Consider the following 19,026-nt stretch of genomic DNA (forward strand, 5'->3'; position numbering starts at 1 on the left):
GGGGGGGGGGGGGGGGGGGGGGGGATTAGCGGACGGCGGCACGCAGCCACATGGACAGCGCCTCGACGACGAGGACGACAGCGACCATGAGGATGAGGATGTAGGTGACGACGTCGAACTGGTTGACTCGAGAAGCATTGAGCAGCTGGAAGCCGATGCCGCCTGCGCCGACGACACCCAGCAACGTGGCCGAGCGGATGTTGGTGTCCAGCAGGTAGAGGCAGTGGGCAATGAAAGACGGGATTGCCTGGCGAACGGTGCCGGCGAAGAAAATCTGCGACTCGGTTGCGCCAGTAGTGCGCAGGGCTTCCTGCACGTCAGTGTCGGTTTCTTCCAGCGAGTCAGCGACCAGCTTGGACAGTAGACCAACGGCACCTAGAGCTAGCGCGAGCGTACCGGCGACCGGGCCCAGACCGGAGATGACCACGAAGATGATGGCCAGAATCAGCTCCGGGATACCGCGGATGACCACGATCAGAACGCGGAAGAAGCCGTGTACCCACTTGTTGGCGACCACGTTGGAGGCAGCCATGACGCCAATCGGGATGGCGAGGATAGCGCCGAGGAAGGTGGCGGCGAAGGCGATCTGCAGGGTATCGAGAAGCAGCTGGACAATCTCGCCGGCAATACCACCGGAGGACGGCGGCAGGAACAGCGCCATGGTCTCTGGCAGGTTGGCCAGGCCGGTGAAGAAACTCGAGGCGGAGATTTCTGTCTCGGCAAATGCAGCGATGGTGATGACCACGAGTGCGATGATGGTCAGCACGCGGGAGCCGCGGGCTGCAGTCCACGGCGGGTTAATCGACGGCTTACCGTCGGTGGCATCCTGCTTGGCTGCCTTGCGCTTGTCCTTGATCTTGGTTCCCCACATGCGGTCCACCCAGGTGCCGGACAGCAGGGAAGAGTCGGACTTGCGCATCATATCTCGTGGAAGGCGGCGGGGTTGCCTAATTCAACATCTCGCGACACTCTTCCTCGGAATGGCCAGAGTTCAGGCAATCGGCCCAGTCGATTTGGCCTTGAACCCACGGGGATGGCTCGTTGTTCTGAGGCTCCGGGGCGGTGTTCGTGGAAGGACCGTCATAGAAATTGTTGGCGCAATACTGTGTCCAGCCGGAGGTGCCGTCGGTAAACCAGGTGGTGCCTTGTTCGTAGAGTCCCTGCGAGGATTTCGCACAATGCGAAATTGTTTTGTTTATAGCCGTCGGCTCACCAGTGGGAGCGCCGGTGTAACCAGTGGCCCCGGGGCTTTCCGTTGTCCAGGTCGGGGGTGTCGACAGGTTAGGAGTCTTGGTAGTGGATTGTGTCGTCGATTCTGTGCTGCTTTCTGGGTTGGAGGCGCCGAGCGCCCGTAGTGCTGGCTGTTCGAAATGATTGTGGAACAGGTGTTTAGCCTCACCGGCGATTTAGGTATCGGTAGCAATCCTGTGGCATTGCAACGGAAGTATGGCTTGTTTTGACCTGTGGTCGGTATCACTTTAAAAGCCTGCAGAGCTGGAGGTGGATAGTATTATAGTTATATTTAGTTCACATTTTATTAACCCTATTTAGGGGCTTTGATTGGTCGCCTTTCAGAGTACGATAGCGATTCATAGCCTGTTTTTGCTCTTTCCCATGCCGTAGTTCTTATTGGAACCGTTTTACTATTCACTGCTCTATGCAAGGAGTAATCATGGGCACTCATCGGGCATTTTCGAAGCTGGCACGGTCGGCCACAGCACTGGTAGCCGCAGCTGGTGTCGCTGTGGCAGCGGCTCCTATCGCGGTTGCCGCACCGGCTTCGGCAACTGGTAATGGTCAGGTCCTGTCCTGGACCGAAATGGGCGAGTGGGGCCCAAAGGCAAATGATTTCCCCACTGTCATGGTCAACCAGGGGATGACGGAAAACACCAGTCCAGAGGGCACAAACGTGCAGTGTGTTCCTGCTCCTGGTGAGAATCCGGTGGTCATGATCCACGGGATGAACTCGAACTCGTACCAAACCTATGCGCGCATGGCACCAGAGCTAAAGGCAATGGGGAAGTGTCTGTACGCATTTAACGTCGGCAAGCTGGGCCCTGACGAGTTTTCGGTGTTGGGCTCTATTCCAACCATGCGCAACATGACCCCGCTCGACACCGCTTTGGCTGAGCTGACTGCAAAGATTGACGCTCTCAAGGCTGAAACTGGTGCTACCGCCGTCGATATTGTTGGTCACTCTGCTGGTGGCACATTGGCTGCCGCTTACGCCAAGCAGGAGCAGGGCCGGGGTATAGGCACGGTTGTGTCCCTGGCGGGCGTCCTGCACGGCACATCGCTGCTCGGTATCTCCTATGGTTTGGAGCAGCTCGACCAGTTCGACAATGCTGGCAACAAGGCTGCGGGGTACATCGTCAGCCCGAGCCTGGTGGATCTGCTGCAGCATAGCGAGTTCATGGCCAAGATGAATGAGGGCGGCTTGGAGCAGCCCGGTGTCAACTATGTTGCAATCTCTACCCAGGTTGATGAAGCCGTCACTCCAATGGCTGCAAGCCAGTGGCAGGCACCGAGCGCCAACAACATTCTTCTGCAGGACGGTTGCTCTGCGGACCTGTCGGGCCACATCGGACTGACTTTCTCGCCGCGGGCAATTGCGCTTGTAGCTAATGCGCTGGGGCGCAATGTTGAGGTTCCATGTGTACCGGTAACCGCCGTTGTGGAAGGCGGCATCAATGACAATGCCGGCGTTCGCCCTGAACATGTCAATGCCGTTTCTGATGGCATCACGGAAATCGACGGACGTATTGCACAGGCTGCGGGATCGCGGTAGCGATAGTCGCGACCGCGACAATAAGCGGCGGTAGAACCGGACAAGAGGTAGGGCGCGTTGTCGGCAGCAGCTACTAACTGTCGGAACGCGCCTTTTTCGCCATCAAATCCAGGGCAATGGCGGCACCAATGATCGACGCGCGCAATTGTGGCGGCAAATCATCTTTGAGCTGGAGCATGTAACGCTCATTGCCGGATAGGAAATTTGCAAACCCCGACCACTTTCGTGACATCTGGGCGACTTCTATGTCGTTGATAAAGAAAGTGGCGTCGTAATGCCAGACGTCGCCGTCGACCTCGCAATTGGCAAAACCGGGGATGGAAATCTCCAGCCGCCGCTTAAAGAACGCAAACTTCTGCTGAATAGTGGCCAGAAGGCGCGATGACTCTGCTCCACCTTGCTGCTTGCCTTCGGTATCAGTCGCATGCGGGTCGGGGTAGTAGACCTCGTAACGGTCAAGGGCAAAATCGGTCGGGTCGGTGATAACGAATACCGGAGTGCCGTCCGGCTCGGACACTGTCAGACGGCGAGAGCCCATAAACATTCGGCTCAGCGTGCTGCCCGTAGTTTCGATCTTTCCGATGCAGTGGCCCTCGGTATCCAAAATGTCGAAATCATCCGCCATGAAGTTTCGAATCTGCTGGATAACGATGCTGTTGTGTGAGAGCAATCCCCGGTAACGCCCTTGCTGTGGCGGAAGCTGCTCCGGTGCGGGAGGCTGCTGCGGCGCGGAAGGTTGCTCAGGCACGGAGGGCTCCTGCTCTGGCGCGGCAGGGTGCTGCCCGGAAGCATCTTCCTGATCGTGCTGTGGAATCTGATCCCACAGCGACTTTGGATTATCCCAATATGAACTCATGGCAACAGCCGTCCTTTGGTGGTGCTAAAAGCCGAGTGGCTTAGAAGTTCTCTACGAGTGCCTTGTTGAAAGCCTCAAGGTCGGCCGGGGTGCGGGAGGAAATCAGGTTGCCGTCAACGACAACTTCCTCATCGACCCAGTTGGCACCAGCGTTAATCAGGTCAGTCTTGACGCTGATGTAGGAGGTAATAGTGCGGCCCTTCAGCACATCCGCATCGGTGAGAATCCAACCGCCGTGGCAAATAACGCCAATCGGCTTGTTAGCTGCGGCGAATCCCTTCACTAGCGCCACGGCATCCTTATCGATGCGAATCTGGTCCGCATTCACGGTGCCGCCAGGCAGAATCAGAGCATCGTAATCATCGGCAGAAACGCTGCTGGTGAGCTTATCGACGTCCACCTTCGTGCCGTTCTTGCCCTCAATGGAGCCATCTTCGGTGGAGATAACGTGCACGGTCGCACCGGCATCCTTTACGGCCTCCGCCGGGCTCGTCAGCTCGGAGTCCTCGAATCCGTCAGTGGCCAAAACTGCAATGTTCTTATTCGTTAGGTCAGTCATAGCCCCGAGGGTAACGACGTGATCGCGTTTATGCATCCAGGCGACCATGATCTTCGAGAGTATCGCGTAGTTCGCATTTGTCGCTGCGTTCCTGCTGGCGGATGGGGCGCAACTCCGAAAAAGTTACCCAAATATGAAACAAACATCCGCCATTGTGAAAAGTCGCTTGCGCTCGCGCCCGCGCAAGCGATATTCTGAAGTCCCGTGGTTACGAAATACATCATCGTTACAGGAGGCGTTGCCTCCTCCCTCGGCAAAGGCTTAACTGCGGCTTCGCTCGGCCGCCTGCTCACCTCGCGTGGTCTGAAAGTGACTATGCAGAAGCTCGATCCCTACCTCAATGTGGATCCGGGCACCATGAACCCCTTCCAGCACGGCGAGGTCTTCGTCACCGAAGACGGCGCAGAAACCGACCTGGACCTCGGTCACTACGAGCGCTTCCTCGACCGCAATCTCTCCGCCGGCGGCAACGTCACCACCGGCAAGGTCTATTCCTCGGTCATCGCCAAGGAGCGCCGCGGCGAATTCCTCGGCCAGACCGTCCAGGTCATCCCGCACATCACCGACGAGATTAAATCCCGCATCGTCGCCATGGGGAACGCGGACGCGAACGGCGAAAAGCCCGACGTGGTCATCACCGAAATCGGCGGCACCGTCGGCGATATCGAATCGCAGCCCTTCCTGGAAGCCGCGCGTCAAGTGCGTCACGACGTCGGCCGCGAAAACGTCTTCTACCTGCACGTGTCGCTGGTTCCGTACCTCGGCCCTTCCAAGGAACTGAAGACCAAGCCCACCCAGCACTCGGTGGCTGAGCTTCGCTCGATTGGTCTGGTTCCCGATGCCGTCGTTTTGCGATGCGACCGCGACGTCCCGGACTCCCTCAAGAACAAGATTGCGCTGATGTGCGACATCGACCGCGAGGGAGTGGTGTCCTGCCCGGATGCGCCGAGCATCTACGACATCCCGAAGGTCCTCTATGAAGAGCACCTGGACACCTTCATCATCCGCCGCCTCAACCTGCCGTTCCGCGACATGGATTGGGCCGTGTGGGGAGACCTGCTCGAGCGCGTCCACAACCCGAAGGGCGAGGTCACGGTGGCGCTCGTCGGCAAGTACATTGACCTGCCGGACGCCTACCTGTCCGTCGCGGAAGCTGTGCGTGCCGCCGGTTTCGCCCACCGCGTGAAGGCGAACATCCGCTGGGTCGCCTCCGATGACTGCGAAACCCCGGAGGGGCTGAAGAAGAACATGGCCGGCGTTGACGCGATCGTCATCCCCGGCGGCTTCGGCGGTCGCGGCATCGAAGGCAAGATTGCGACCATCCGCTACGCCAAGGAAACCGGCACGCCACTGCTGGGAATCTGCCTGGGTATGCAGTGCGTTGTCATCGAGGCGGCGCGCACCGCAGGCGTTGAAGGTGCGTCCTCGACCGAGTTCGACGAGAACGCGGCCGAGCCGGTCATCGCCACGATGGAGGAACAGCTCCAGGCCGTCTCTGGAGAGGCTGACCTGGGCGGATCCATGCGCCTGGGCTCCTACCCGGCGAAGCTTGCCGAAGACTCCGTTGTCGCCGGCCTCTACGGCACCACCGATGTCACCGAGCGCCACCGCCACCGCTACGAGGTCAACAACGCCTACCGCGCGCAGCTCGAAGAGGCAGGCCTGGTCATCTCGGGTACCTCGCCGGACGGCAAACTCGTCGAATTCGTCGAATACCCCACGGACGTGCACCCATACCTCGTGGCCACCCAGGCGCACCCGGAGCTGAAGTCACGCCCCACCAACGCCCATCCGCTTTTCGACGGCCTCATCGCCGCAGCCCTCAAGCGCAACTAGCTTCGGCTCCGTGGGGACGAATCCGGCCTACCTATTAGAGTAAATCTCATGGCGCACCAATTTGACGTTGTTGATTCCGAGATTGTTCTCGAGGCACCTATCATCGCGGTCCGCCGCGATCAGGTGCGGATGCCGGGTGGGAAAGTGTCCGCCCGCGAGATCGTAGAGCACTTCGGCGCTGTCGCAGTCGTTGCCGCAGATGAGGATAACCGCCTCTACCTGCTGAATCAGTGGCGGCAGGCGGCAGGCAAGCGCCTGGTGGAGTTGCCGGCCGGGCTTCTCGATGTCGCGGACGAGGACCCCCTGGAGGCCGCCAAACGCGAGCTGGTCGAGGAAGCCGGACTGGAGGCCGAGTCCTGGTCCCTGCTTACCGATATGTTCAGCTCGCCCGGCTTCGCAGAGGAAGCGGTTCGGATCTATCTGGCCAGGGGGCTCCGTGCCGTCGATAAGCCGGAAGCCCACGATGAGGAAGCGGACATGACTGCGTCGTGGATTGGCGTGGAGGACACGGTGGCGATGGCGCTGCGCGGAGAGATCCTCAATGGCATCGCGCTGTCCGGCATTCTGCTGGCGGCGGAGGTGCTGCTGAGGGGTGCCACGCCACGCTCGGTCGCGGAGCCGTTCGATATTCGACCGACGACTCTGGCTCAGCGTCGAACAGAGCAGCTCGGCGCCGGCGCGGACCTGAAACGTATCCGATGAGTTCGATCGATTCGCTTGTCGACGCCTTCGTGACCTACCTCGCGGTGGAAAAAGGCCTGTCGGCGAATACGCTCGCCAGTTATAAGCGTGACTTGGAGAAGTACCGCACCTATCTGCGGGGCATCGGCCGCACGGAATTGGCGCAGGTCACCGAGCAGGATGTGTCAGAGTTCCTGGCGTATCTCGCGCGGGGAGATAAGTCAGCGGGCAGGCCGGCGCTGGCCCCGACCTCGGTGACGCGTTCGCTGTCCGCAGTGCGGAGCTTCCATAAGTTCGCGGTGGGTGAGGGCGCGTTGGATGTGGATGTCGCCAAGCGGGTGTCGCCGCCGAAGCAGCCCTCGCGGTATCCGAAGGCACTCAGCATTGATGAGGTCACCCGGCTTATCGAGTCCATCCCCGACGATGAGACCGCCGACGTGACGGATTTGCGCAACCGTGCACTGGTGGAGTTTCTGTACTCGACAGGTGCGCGCGTTTCCGAGGTCACCGGCCTGGATATCGATGACGTGGACCGCGAAACCAACCTGGTGTTGCTGCGTGGTAAGGGCGGCAAGGAGCGCATCGTGCCCGTGGGATCGCCGGCCATGGCGGCGCTGGATGCGTGGCTGACGCGCGGGCGGCCGAGCTGGGTGCGGGCAAACTCTGGGCCGGCGCTGTTTATCAACTCGCTGGGGCGCAGGCTGTCTCGGCAGTCAGCGGGAAATACGCTGGCGGAGCTGGGCGAGCGCGCCGGGCTGAAGGTGAAGATTTCCCCGCACACCCTGCGCCACAGTTTCGGCACACACCTGATTGAGGGCGGTGCCGATGTGCGCGTTGTCCAAGAGCTGCTGGGGCACGCCTCGGTGACGACGACCCAGATTTACACCATGATTACCGCGGAGAATATGCGACGAGTCTGGGCGGGGGCTCACCCACGGGCTGAATACTCGCGGTAATATGTGGCGGTAATATATCGCGCAGTAGAATTGATGAGAAATCTTCAAGGAAGAGGGATTGACTGTGGCTGAAGAAGGGTTGTTTGAGGCCGATCGAGTTGAACTCGGTCTCACCGGTCGTCCGGCACGTGAACTGCCGGAACCCGCACCCCTGAACAGTCACGGCCCCGCAGTCATCCTGGCAATGTGTAACCAGAAGGGCGGCGTGGGTAAGACCACCTCGACTATTAACCTGGGTGCGGCGCTGGCAGAGTTCGGCCGTAAAGTCCTGCTCGTTGACTTGGACCCGCAAGGCGCACTATCCGCCGGTCTCGGTGTTCCCCATGAGGAACTCGACCTGACCGTCTACAACCTCATCGTCGACGACACCACCGATGTCCGCGATGCCATTCATCACACCAAGGTCTCCGGCCTGGACCTCGTTCCGGCCAACATCGACCTGTCGGCTGCGGAGATTCAGCTTGTCAACGAAGTCGGCCGCGAACAGGCCCTCGGACGCGCACTGCGCCCAGTGATGAATGACTACGACTTCATCATCATTGACTGCCAGCCGTCGCTGGGACTGCTGACCGTCAACGCCCTGACCATCTCCGAGGGCGTCATCATCCCAATGGTGGCGGAGTACTTCTCCCTGCGCGGCCTGGCGCTGCTCACCGACACAGTGGCCAAGGTCCGCGACCGCCTGAACTTCAACCTGGAAGTCTCCGGTATTCTGGTCACCATGTTCGACCGCCGCACGCGCCACGCCAAGGAAGTCATGGAACGCCTCATCGAGGTCTTCGGCGACAAGGTCTTCGACACGGTCATCACCCGTACCGTCCGCTTCCCGGAAACCTCCGTCGCCGGCGAGCCCATCACCACCTGGGCACCGAACACCCCAGCTGCGGCACAGTACCGCAACCTGGCCCGCGAGGTCATCGAGCGCAAAGGCCGCAAATAATAGGTGACTTCCCCGGATAGTTACACTCCCGAACCGTCGTCAAGCGAGGGCGTGCAGGAAGAAATCACCGGCTTCCGCGTCGCGCTCGCGAACTTCAACGGGCCTTTCGACCTGCTGCTGCAGCTCATCAGCAGCAAAAAGATGGACGTCACCGAAGTCGCGCTGGCGGCCGTGACGGACGAGTTCATCTCGTACACGCGCAGCCTCGACGCAGTCAGCGACCTCGACGAAATCACCGAATTCCTCGTCGTGGCAGCGACGCTGCTCGACCTCAAGACCGCACGGCTTCTGCCGCGTGGCGACGTCGACAGCGAAGAAGACCTCGAACTGCTAGAAGCACGCGACCTGCTGTTCGCCCGACTGCTGCAGTACCAGGCGTATGGCAAGGTAGCCGACCAATTCGAGGAGTGGCAGAAGACCGCGCCGCGGCGCTATCCGCGAGCTGTGGGGCCGGACAAGCAGTTCGAGGAGCTGCTGCCGCCCGTGCGCCTGGGCATGACTCTCGGGGAGTTCGCCGAGTTTGCGGCCGTCGTGATGCGGCCGAAGCCGCCGGAGGAAGTCGGCGTCGGGCACATCCACGGTGTGCCCGTGTCCGTGCCGGAGCAGGCGGGCAAAATTCTGGACTCGCTGCGGCTGGCCGGCGAGGGGACCTGGTTGACGTTTACGCAGCTGACCTCGGAGTGCCGCGTGTCCATGGAGGTTGTCGGGCGGTTCCTGGCGCTGCTGGAGCTCTACCGTGCCAAGGCGATCGGTGTGGAGCAGGAGGAGGCGCTGGAGGAAATCCACGTGGCCTGGACCGGGCTGGACGTGGACCCGGCCGTCGTGGCGGCGGCGAACTGGGAGTAGGTGGCTGGGCTGCGTTGGGGCTGGCTGTTGAGCGTGGGCTTGGTCGGGCTGGTGCTAACAGCTGATTAGCGCCCGGCCAATTAGCGCCCGGCGCGGGAGGTTGCGTAATCTGACGCGCATGAGCGAAACCAGTTCCGCACCATCCGAGCAGGCCGTGGAGCCCGTGTCTGCTTCTTCGGCGCAATTGCCGCCCATTGACCCGTTGCGAGCAGGCGTTGAGTCGATTCTGCTGGTAGTCGATACGCCGGTGGCGGCGGAGGATATGGCGCGGGCGCTGGATGTTTCCGCAAGTGATGTCCGTGACGTGCTTCGCGAAATCGAGTACGAATACCGTGCACGTCGCAGCGGCATTGAGCTACGCGAAACGGATGAGGGCTGGCGGTTTTACACAGCTCCCGCCCACGCCAGCGCGGTCGAGCGATTCTTGCTGGATGGCTCGCAGTCGAAGCTCTCACGTGCAGCTATGGAGACGCTGGCAGTAGTGGCTTACCGACAGCCGGCCACGCGTGCGCAGGTCTCCGGTGTGCGTGGTGTCAATGTCGATGGGGTGATGCGCACGCTGGTCGCGCGCGGTCTGATTGCGGAATCCGGAGAGGACCCGGCAACCGGCGCGCATTTGTACGTTACGACGACGCTGTTCCTGGAGCTTTTGGGGATTGATTCGCTGGACCAGCTGCCTGATTTGGCTCCGCTGCTGCCTGAGGTCGACTTGATCGACGAGCCGTTGGACTAGGTGGGGTTCACTCTATTGAACGACCCACTTCACGGTTTTCGATTCGCCTGACGGTCATCGATCCACTTCACGACACGGGTGTCACCTCATGCCACCTCCACAGCTGCCACGAGGTGACATAGGTGTCGTGAAGTCGCATTTTGGGGCTGCGGTTGCCGCTCACGACGGCTCACTGCGAGCCTTTGCACCCCACTGCACTCACCACACGCACACGCACCCCACCACACACCCACCCCACCACACACCCACCACACGCCCTGTGGATAACTCCCGAAAACTGCAAACTATCCACAGTCGACGCCAAATTGACGCCTTCTGAGCCTCCGTGTGAGCCCAAAAATGAGAACGTAGCACTCACCAACACTCGCAAACACTCACAAACACACAAACCCACAAACACTCACACCCCGCCACCCACCAACCAGCAGTTGCAGGGACCTCAGGAGCGCAATCCGATGCCGCAGTGGATCTACGACGCCGACGACATCATCCGTACCGGCCAGCAGCGCGAATGCGCCCGCCCCAGCACATTCGCAATTTCCCGAATCGGCCAGCACTCCGACCGAGATCTCCGCCAGCGAGCCAAAAGCGGCAGCCTCCTGTGGCTCGCACACGGCGCGTACGTGCCTGTCGACAGGTGGCTCACCCTAAACAGCACCGAACGCTACGTCCTGGAAATCAAAGCGCTCGTCCATCGCGACACCGCCACCGTAGTCACCCGCGATGCCGCCGCTGCTCTCCACGGTTTACCTCTGCTCACACACAACACTCCGATCGCGGTAGCCAACTCCGGCCGCAGGCGCGGGCAATCGCGAAGCACACCGAATGGCCCGTACCAGCCGCACAAACGCCTCATCCGCGTCTCCGGCCGGATTCTCCCCGAGGACATCGTAGAAATCGATGGCCGCCTCGTCACCGATGTCCCAAAGTCCGTCATCGACGTCTGCCGTTCGCGCACCCCGCACAATGCATTAGTGCTTGCCGACGCCGCCCTCCAGCGCCACACCGACACCGAGGAGCTGTTGGCCACGTTGGCTGCATATCCGCGTGCTCCGGGAAATGCACAGGCCAGGAGATTGTTGGGGCAAGCGACAGCGTCGTCGGAAAGCATTGGGGAATCGCTCACTAAAGAAGCAATCGTCCAGGCGGGGCTAGCTTCTGTCGACGATTCTCGTACTCCGTTGCTTCAGCAGGTGTCCTTTCGGGATGATCGTGGCTTCATCGCACGCGTGGACTTCTACCTGCCCGAGCTTGGGCTGATCGTCGAGTTCGATGGCCGTATGAAATACACCGATGGCGGGGTCGCGGACACGCAGGTGGCAATCGCAAAGGAGTTGGAGCGCGAAAAGCGCCTGAAGAACCTCGGACTGAATGTCATCCGAATCGTCTGGTCACAGCTTTTCGACGGCACCGCCGTAGCCACCTTGCGGCAAGCGGCCGCAGAAATCCGACGTCACCTGGCAAATGGTGGCAGTTGCTATCGCGGAAACTACGCCTTCGCGCGGCAGCCCATCACAATCACAGGTAAGGCGGCCGAGTTGGCCATGCGTCGCCGACGAGTGTGGAGCCAGGCGGGGCGGCTGTACTAGGCGGCGTCGGCACCGCTCTCGGCCCGCTTCCACAGGCCCTAAGTCCACTTCACGACACGAGTGTCACCTCATGCCACCTCCACAGCTGCCACGAGGTGACATGGGTGTCGTAAAGTCACTGAGACTGTCTGTAATCCTTGCGAGAAGCTCCACCACCAACCCCGAACGGCGTTCAAGTCTGGCGCTGTACAGGTATTATGCTGAGTATCATGACAGCCTCGGAAACCGCCCAGCCGCACACCCCGCAGCACTCCCAGCCGCACACCCCGCAGCACTCCCAACCACCCGCCCAACCACCCACCCAACCACACACCCAGCCAGCCATCGCCAACCTCGCCCAATTCGATGCCGACCACATCTGGCACCCATACGGCCCCATCCCGTCGCCGGTCGCGCCGAAGCTGGTCGAGTCCGCCGAGGGCGTGAACCTCCACCTCGCCGACGGCCGCACCCTCATCGATGGCATGAGCAGCTGGTGGGCCGCCTGTCACGGCCACTCGCACCCGAAGCTGGTCGCAGCCGCGAAGAAGCAGGTCACCAGGATGTCGCATGTCATGTTCGGCGGACTCACGCACCGTCCGGCAATTGAGCTGGCGGAGAAGCTCCTAAAGCTCGCAGGCCCCGGCTTCGATGCCATTTTTTACTCGGACTCGGGTTCGGTCTCCGTCGAGGTGGCAATCAAAATGGCGCTGCAGTACCAGCAGGCCAAAGGCCATCCCGAGCGCACCCGCCTGGCCACTTGGCGCGGCGGCTATCACGGCGACACTCGCGCGCCCATGACCGTCTGCGACCCCGAGGGCGGCATGCATTCGCTGTGGGCGGGGCAGTGGACTCCGCAGGTCTTCGCCGACAGGCCACCCGCCCGCGGCGCAACCGAGGAGGAACGCGCACGCTATCTCGCGCACTTCGATTCGCTTATCGACGACTCCGTCGCCGGCATCATCATTGAACCGGTGGTCCAAGGCGCTGGTGGCATGCGGTTCCATGACCACGAGCTGCTTGTGGGGCTCCGGAAGCTGTGTGACAAGCACGGGATTCTGCTCATCGCGGATGAGATCGCCACCGGCTTCGGCCGGGCCGGTGACCTGTTCACGACGCAGGCGGCCGGGATTGTGCCGGATATTATGTGTGTCGGCAAGGCGCTGACCGGCGGCTTTATGAGCTTCGCAGCCACCCTCACCACCGCCGACGTGGCTCGCACCATTTCCAGTGGCGCAGGCGGAGGCATCATGCACGGCCCGACCTTCATGGGCAACCCGTTGGCCTGTGCCGTGGCCTGCGCGCAGCTCGACCTGATTGCAGAGGGGCAGTGGCGTGAGGATGTCCCGCGCATCGAGTCCCGACTCCGCAACCAGCTCCAACCCCTAGCCAGCAGCGATGCCGTGGCCGACGCGCGTGTCCTTGGTGCAATCGGGGTTGTGGAGATGCAGCGCCCGGTGGACATGGGGCTGGCCACCGCAGCAGCTGTCGATGCTGGGGTGTGGCTGCGGCCATTCGGCAAGTTGGTGTACACCATGCCGCCGTATATCAGCACCAATGACGAGGTCGATCGCATCTGTGAGGCCATCGCCGCCATCGTCGCCGCGGAGGAAAAACGCAAGTAGCGCAACCAAAAAGGAGCATCAACCACCATGAGCATCGTCCTTGTCACAGGCACCGGTACCGATATTGGTAAGACCATCGGCACGGCAGCCCTGGCGGCGGCACTTCGCGAGGAGGGTAAGGAGGTGCACGTCGTCAAGCCAATTCAGACCGGTTTTCCGGGCCCAGATGGCGGTGATTTGGACACTGTCGCGGAGCTGACGGGGATCGATAACCTGCATGGCTTCGAGCGTTACCCCGAGCCGATGGCGCCGGTGGCGGCGGCGCAGCGCGCGGGAATGCGCCTGCCGAACGCCACGGAGATCGCGGAGAAGATCAAGCTTATCGACGGGCCGAACCGCGTTGTCCTCGTGGAGGGCGCGGGCGGCTTGCTGGTGCGACTCGGCGAGGACTGGGCGATGCCGGAGCTGGCGGGGTTGCTGCCGGGTAGTCAGATGGTGGTCGTGACGCGGTTGGATTTGGGTTGCCTGAACGAGGCGGAGCTCACCGTCGAGGTGGCGCGGGGTCGTGGGGTCAATGTCACGGCGCTGGTGGGCGGTTCGCTGCCGTCGGAGGTCGACCCGATCATTGAGACGAACCTGGAGGAACTGCCGCGCATCACCGGGGTGCCGCTGCTGGGGTCGGTGCAGGCGGGAGCGGGCGCGCTGGGCCGGCAGGAGTTTGTGGCGAAAGCTACGCAGTGGCTGCCGGGCGTGCGAGAGTGGGCCGCAGCGCTGTAAAAGGCGCTGTAGGTGGAGGCCGCGCGGGACGTCGTTAAGCTGGCGCTTTACTAGAAACGTGCTAAGGTGGCTACACGACAAGGCGCGAGGCTTTCTCTGTAATTCTCTTTATTAACCTGCTTCCACCGGCCATTTTGGGCCCACGGGGGAGAGAACAGCGTCGCCTGGCGCTGACGTTCTAACAAACAGAACATTCTCCAACGCTTGAAAAGGATGTAGGTCAAGTGGCTAAACCCGCTCGCCGAGAAGGCACACCGGCACACAAGAACCGTAAGAATCAATCCAACCGCGGCTCCACTAACGCCCAGCGCAACCGCAGCCGTCGCGACAGCGGCGCGAAGGTGGAAACCTCCAACGTCCACGCGAAGGACATCTACGTATCCAACGCCCGCCCGGCGCGCCACCAGCATGTGGACGACAACCGCCGCGGTTCGGGCAAGCACGTGCACAGCGAAGCAGGTGAAGGCGTACGTCTGCAGAAGGTGCTTGCACAGGCAGGCGTGGCGTCGCGTCGTATGGCGGAAAAGCTTATCGACGAAGGCCGCGTCGAGGTCGATGGCAAGATTGTGACGCGACAGGGCGTGCGGGTGGACCCGAACACGTCTGTGATTCGCGTTGATGGTTCCCGCGTCATCGTCAATGAGGACATGCAGTACTTCGTCCTGAACAAGCCGCGTGGTGTGCAGTCGACCATGCACGATGACATGGGCCGCCCGTGTGTGGGCGACATCATCGGTGAGAAGATTAGCGCTGGTCAGCGACTCTTCCACGTTGGTCGCCTGGATGCGCCCACCGAGGGTCTGCTGCTGCTCACCAACGATGGTGAGCTGGCCAACCGTCTGATGCACCCGAGCTACGAGGTCACCAAGACCTACATGGCCACCGTCGTCGGCGAGGTCGACGCCAAGGTCATGCGTGAGCTGGAAAAGGGCATTGAGCTCGATGACGGCATCGCTAAGGCGGACATGGCGCAGATCATCGACGTCTGGCAGGGCCGCTCTATCGTCCGCATCGAGCTGCACGAGGGCCGCAAGCACATCGTCCGCCGGATGCTCAAGACTGCGGGCTTCCCGGTCGAGCGCCTGGTGCGCACTAAGATTCACACTGTCCAGCTAGGCGAGCAGACCCCGGGCGCTCTCCGCGCACTCAACCGCGCTGAGCTGACCTCCCTCTACAACGCGGTGGGGCTGTAAATGGCACTAGTGAAAAAGAACGAAGAGAACCAAGGAGCTGAAGGAGCCCACATGAGCGAGCAGAACACTGACGACATGCTGTTGGTTGCCATCGACGGCCCTTCCGGCACTGGCAAGTCGACTGTCTCTCGGATGGTCGCAACCGAGCTGGGTGCAAAGTACCTGGACACCGGCGCTATGTACCGCGTTGCCACCCTGTGGGTGCTGCGCCAGGGTATCGACCCGACTGATGAGGAAGCCGTGGCCAAGGCGACGGCCGCCCTGCCACTGGAAGTCTCCGATGACCCGAACTCCACCGCCGTCCTCCTCGACGGCGAGGATGTCTCCGGCGAGATTCGCGGCCCGGAGGTCACCCGCAACGTGTCGGCGGTCTCCGCGATTCCGGCCGTGCGCACCAACCTGGTCGCACTCCAGCGTTCGCTGGCCGCATCGGCTGTGCGCTGTGTGGTGGAAGGCCGCGACATCGGCACGGTCGTTCTCCCGGACGTCCCGGCGAAGATCTTCATGACCGCCTCCGCAGAAGTCCGCGCTCGCCGCCGCTACGACCAGGACATCGCTGCTGGTCGTGAGGCCGACTTCGACACCGTGCTTGCCGACGTCATCCGCCGCGACGAACTCGACAGCAACCGTGCGACCTCTCCGCTGAAGCCAGCCGAGGACGCGTTCATTCTGGACACCTCTGAGATGGACATTGAAGAGGTCGTGGAAAACGTCCTCGATGTCGTTGAGGCCGGCTACCCGGGGTCCACCATGGACTGGGACGATGTCGACAACGAGGAGTTCGAGGAATCTTACGAGGGCTCTTACGACGATTCCGAGGACGACACCGCCGGACACCTGGTCGCAAACGTGGAGAGCGAAAACGCGCCGGGCACCGCAGGTAGCCACACCAGCGCAGATGAGTTCATCGACCGCACGATTGCCGACCACGAGACGATCATCTCCGAAGCCATCGAGCGCGCCGAAACCGGCCAGATTGACGACGATGCCGACTGGGAAGAACTGGAAAACGCCTTCGCAGCGCTTGGCGTGAGCGACGAGGAGGAAGAAGCTCTTCCGACCGTGGCCATTGTGGGACGACCGAATGTTGGTAAGTCCACCATGGTTAACAGGTTCATTGGCCGTCGTGAAGCAGTTGTCGAAGACTTCCCGGGCGTGACCCGCGACCGCATCTCCTACCTGGGTGAATGGGGCGGACGTCGCTTCTGGGTGCAGGACACCGGCGGCTGGGACCCGGATGCGAAGGGTATGCATGCGGCGATTGCTCGTCAGGCGGAGACCGCCATGGAGACCGCCGATGTGATTGTCATGGTCGTCGACACCACCGTCGGCATCACCGCCACGGAAGAGGTCATGGCCCGCCGCCTGCAGCGCGCGGAGCAGCCAGTTATTCTCGCCGCCAACAAGTTTGAGTCGGATTCGCAGCTTGGCGACGTCGCGGAGTTCTGGGCCCTCGGGCTCGGCGAGCCGCACCCAACCTCGGCCCTCCACGGTCGTGGCAATGCCGACGTGATGGACGAAGTGGTGTCCTCCTTCCCGGAGGTGCCGCGTGCGAAGTCGCTGCCGACCGGGCCGCGTCGCGTGGCGCTGGTGGGCAAGCCGAATGTGGGCAAGTCTTCGCTGCTGAACAAGCTCTCCGGTGAAGATCGCGCAGTGGTCAGCGACGTGGCCGGTACCACGGTTGACCCGGTGGACTCGCTGGTGCAGATGGACGAGGCGCTGTGGCGTTTTGTGGATACCGCTGGTATCCGCAAGAAGACCAAGACCGCCAAGGGCCACGAGTTCTACGCCTCGCTGCGTACCCGTTCGACGATTGACAACGCCGAGGTCGTGATTTTCCTGGTCGATGCCTCCGAGCAGATTACCGAGCAGGACCAGCGCGTGCTGCGCATGATTCTCGACTCCGGTCGGGCACTTGTGGTCGCCTACAACAAGTGGGACCTCATGGATGAGGACCGTCGCGATTTGCTCGAGCGCGAAATTGAAGAGCAGCTCGCACACGTGCCGTGGGCTCGTCGGGTGAACATCTCCGCCAAGACTGGTCGCGCTGTGCAGAAGCTGGAGCCGGCCATGCTGGAGGCCGTGGAGTCGTGGGATAAGCGTATCTCCACTGGTCGCCTGAACACATGGTTGCGTGCGATTATGCAGCAGAACCCGCCACCGCTGCGTGGTGGCCGCCAGCCGCGCGTGTTGTTTGCCACCCAGGCATCCTCGCGCCCGCCGGTGATTGTGCTGTTTACAACTGGCTTCCTGGAGCACGGCTACCGTCGCTTCCTGGAGCGCAAGCTGCGTGAAGAATTTGGTTTCGAGGGCTCACCGGTGCGCATCGCGGTGCGTGTCCGCGAGAAGAAAAAGCGCCGCTAGGAAGCTCCGCCAGTTGCGCGTGGCGAGCGGAGAAAAGCCCAAAATGTGATTTAGGCAATTGCATTTTGGGCTTTTCGTTGGCATTTTGGAGTTTTAGGAAATTAGCGATAAGGAGAACTGACAATGGTCAGGCGCGGCAATAACCGTGACGGCTCTCAGCACGATGGCCGAGACAACAGCTACGGACGCGATTCCTCAAGCTCATACGGCGATGACTCCGCGACTCGCTACATTCCGCGGGACGAGGGATACCGCGGATACAACCCGGATGCCGACTTCGCGGGCGAGCAGCCGACCGAATACTTCGGCGGCGACTCCTCTGAGACACAATTCCTGCAGCGTGGCGATGAAACACGTTTTGAGAACTCGCGAGGTACCGGTGCCGGAGCGCAAGGCGGTGGCGCAGGCTCAGGCGCACAGGGTAGCGACCAGTACTGGGCCCCGCTTTCTGAAGAAGAACGCGGCTATGGTCAGGCGGGCCAGCAGGCAGGCGCAACCCAGCAGTACGCCGCAGGTGGTGCAGGCGGTTACGGTGACATGAACAACGGCAACAACCGCGGTAATAACCGTGGCAACAGTGGCAATGATGACTCCAAGAAGGGCTGGGGCAAGCCTGTCGCCATCGTGGCCATCGCCGCCATGGTGGCCGTAGTCGCGCTGGTAGCCCTGGTTTTGTCCTTTACTTCCGGAACCGAGGACAAAAACGACAATACGGCGGAGCCGACGCAGGAGACGTCGTCAAGCCCGACGCCGACGACAACCTCGCCGGAAGAAACCACGACAAGCCCAACCGATCGTTTGGACCCGTCGGGCACGATTAACGACACCCGTGAGCGCCTTGAGCAGGAGCTCGACCAACTTCGCGAGTCGCCGCCAGCTATCCCTGGCCCCGGTGAGCGCAGCAGCGGTTGGGGCACCATCCCGCAGGGCGTGGTGGGCAAGAGCCCGGCATCGGTTGAGGTGGAATTGCGTACCAACGGCTACCAGAATGTGACTGTCGTCGACGCCGAGGGCAATCCGACCAACTCTGTGGCCGCGATTATGGGTAAGGTTGCCTCGATTGATCCGCCGGAGGGACAGATGGCGGAGACATCCACGCCTGTGACCATCTACCTGCAGTAATGCGGTAGGCAGGGCAGGGGTCTGGGGCGATTTTCGCCTTCAAACTCCAATGATGTAACCTATAGCTCGTTGCACTTTCGTGCACGCGGGCTGTAGCGCAGTTTGGTAGCGCACCTCACTGGGGGTGAGGGGGTCGTCGGTTCAAATCCGGTCAGCCCGACAAAAATAGCCGCCGTCTTCTGGAAGATTCCGGGAGGCGGCGGCTTTTGTGGGTTAAGTAGCAAAAAGTGTGTCCGCTCGGC

Annotated in this window: 16 protein-coding genes and 1 tRNA gene; 14 read left to right on the forward strand and 3 right to left on the reverse strand. The window is 61.6% G+C overall.

Annotated elements, in window-relative coordinates; translation table 11 throughout:
• Positions 1-25: 25 nt before the first annotated feature.
• A complete protein-coding gene (phnE, locus tag HMPREF2751_RS03140; RefSeq protein ID WP_242451394.1) occupies positions 26-922 on the reverse strand; it encodes a phosphonate ABC transporter, permease protein PhnE in 897 nt (298 codons plus the stop codon).
• 750 nt (positions 923-1,672) lie between these two features.
• On the opposite strand from phnE, the gene HMPREF2751_RS03145 reads away from it, so the two are divergent.
• Positions 1,673-2,788, forward strand: a complete 1,116-nt coding sequence (locus HMPREF2751_RS03145) for an esterase/lipase family protein (protein ID WP_070595408.1) — start codon at positions 1,673-1,675, stop codon at positions 2,786-2,788.
• A 73-nt stretch (positions 2,789-2,861) separates the two neighbouring features.
• Here the strand turns inward: HMPREF2751_RS03145 and HMPREF2751_RS03150 are convergent, their stop codons facing one another.
• Together HMPREF2751_RS03150 and HMPREF2751_RS03155 are read right to left on the reverse strand one after the other, a co-directional pair.
• Positions 2,862-3,644, reverse strand: a complete 783-nt coding sequence (locus HMPREF2751_RS03150) for an LURP-one-related/scramblase family protein (protein WP_070595411.1) — start codon at positions 3,642-3,644, stop codon at positions 2,862-2,864.
• Between the two features lie 40 nt (positions 3,645-3,684).
• Positions 3,685-4,203 (reverse strand): type 1 glutamine amidotransferase domain-containing protein, encoded by a 519-nt coding sequence (locus HMPREF2751_RS03155; protein WP_070595426.1) that lies wholly within the window; start codon positions 4,201-4,203, stop codon positions 3,685-3,687.
• 204 nt (positions 4,204-4,407) lie between these two features.
• On the opposite strand from HMPREF2751_RS03155, the gene HMPREF2751_RS03160 reads away from it, so the two are divergent.
• The 13 genes from HMPREF2751_RS03160 (at position 4,408) to HMPREF2751_RS03220 (ending at position 18,944) form a co-directional block, all read left to right on the forward strand.
• Positions 4,408-6,039: a CTP synthase gene (locus HMPREF2751_RS03160; RefSeq protein WP_070595413.1), complete on the forward strand. Its 1,632-nt coding sequence runs from the start codon at positions 4,408-4,410 to the stop codon at positions 6,037-6,039.
• A gap of 48 nt (positions 6,040-6,087) precedes the next feature.
• Positions 6,088-6,741 carry an NUDIX domain-containing protein gene (locus HMPREF2751_RS03165; RefSeq protein WP_016422856.1) on the forward strand — a complete coding sequence of 218 codons (654 nt, stop codon included), beginning with the start codon at positions 6,088-6,090 and terminating at the stop codon, positions 6,739-6,741.
• Complete coding sequence (locus tag HMPREF2751_RS03170; protein ID WP_070595415.1) at positions 6,738-7,676, forward strand: site-specific tyrosine recombinase XerD; 939 nt, start codon at positions 6,738-6,740, stop codon at positions 7,674-7,676. The genes HMPREF2751_RS03165 and HMPREF2751_RS03170 overlap by 4 nt, the downstream gene beginning before the upstream one ends.
• Before the next feature lie 64 nt (positions 7,677-7,740).
• The gene (locus HMPREF2751_RS03175) at positions 7,741-8,616 is read left to right on the forward strand and encodes a ParA family protein (protein WP_049189940.1); all 876 of its coding nucleotides are present in this window, start codon (positions 7,741-7,743) and stop codon (positions 8,614-8,616) included.
• Between the two features lie 3 nt (positions 8,617-8,619).
• The gene (locus tag HMPREF2751_RS03180; protein ID WP_172954612.1) at positions 8,620-9,462 is read left to right on the forward strand and encodes a segregation and condensation protein A; all 843 of its coding nucleotides are present in this window, start codon (positions 8,620-8,622) and stop codon (positions 9,460-9,462) included.
• A gap of 118 nt (positions 9,463-9,580) precedes the next feature.
• Entirely contained in the window at positions 9,581-10,195 is a 615-nt protein-coding gene (scpB, locus tag HMPREF2751_RS03185) for an SMC-Scp complex subunit ScpB (RefSeq protein WP_049189939.1), read from the forward strand.
• A 455-nt stretch (positions 10,196-10,650) separates the two neighbouring features.
• Positions 10,651-11,784 carry a PDDEXK family nuclease gene (locus tag HMPREF2751_RS03190; protein WP_070595418.1) on the forward strand — a complete coding sequence of 378 codons (1,134 nt, stop codon included), beginning with the start codon at positions 10,651-10,653 and terminating at the stop codon, positions 11,782-11,784.
• Positions 11,785-11,993: 209 nt separating this feature from the next.
• A complete protein-coding gene (locus HMPREF2751_RS03195) occupies positions 11,994-13,388 on the forward strand; it encodes an adenosylmethionine--8-amino-7-oxononanoate transaminase (protein WP_246823131.1) in 1,395 nt (464 codons plus the stop codon).
• Positions 13,389-13,415: 27 nt separating this feature from the next.
• Positions 13,416-14,105, forward strand: a complete 690-nt coding sequence (gene bioD, locus HMPREF2751_RS03200; RefSeq protein ID WP_070595419.1) for a dethiobiotin synthase — start codon at positions 13,416-13,418, stop codon at positions 14,103-14,105.
• A 341-nt stretch (positions 14,106-14,446) separates the two neighbouring features.
• Positions 14,447-15,298 (forward strand): pseudouridine synthase, encoded by an 852-nt coding sequence (locus HMPREF2751_RS03205; protein ID WP_083304400.1) that lies wholly within the window; start codon positions 14,447-14,449, stop codon positions 15,296-15,298.
• A gap of 51 nt (positions 15,299-15,349) precedes the next feature.
• On the forward strand, positions 15,350-17,662 hold the full coding sequence (der, locus tag HMPREF2751_RS03210; RefSeq protein WP_070549848.1) for a bifunctional cytidylate kinase/GTPase Der: 2,313 nt from the start codon (positions 15,350-15,352) through the stop codon (positions 17,660-17,662).
• Between the two features lie 123 nt (positions 17,663-17,785).
• Positions 17,786-18,784, forward strand: coding sequence for a PASTA domain-containing protein (locus HMPREF2751_RS03215; RefSeq protein ID WP_070595423.1), 999 nt, complete (start codon positions 17,786-17,788; stop codon positions 18,782-18,784).
• Positions 18,785-18,870: 86 nt separating this feature from the next.
• Positions 18,871-18,944: transfer RNA gene (locus HMPREF2751_RS03220), tRNA-Pro, on the forward strand.
• Positions 18,945-19,026: the final 82 nt, after the last annotated feature.

Source organism: Corynebacterium sp. HMSC063G05 (assembly GCF_001810555.1).
Taxonomy (GTDB): domain Bacteria; phylum Actinomycetota; class Actinomycetes; order Mycobacteriales; family Mycobacteriaceae; genus Corynebacterium; species Corynebacterium jeikeium_D.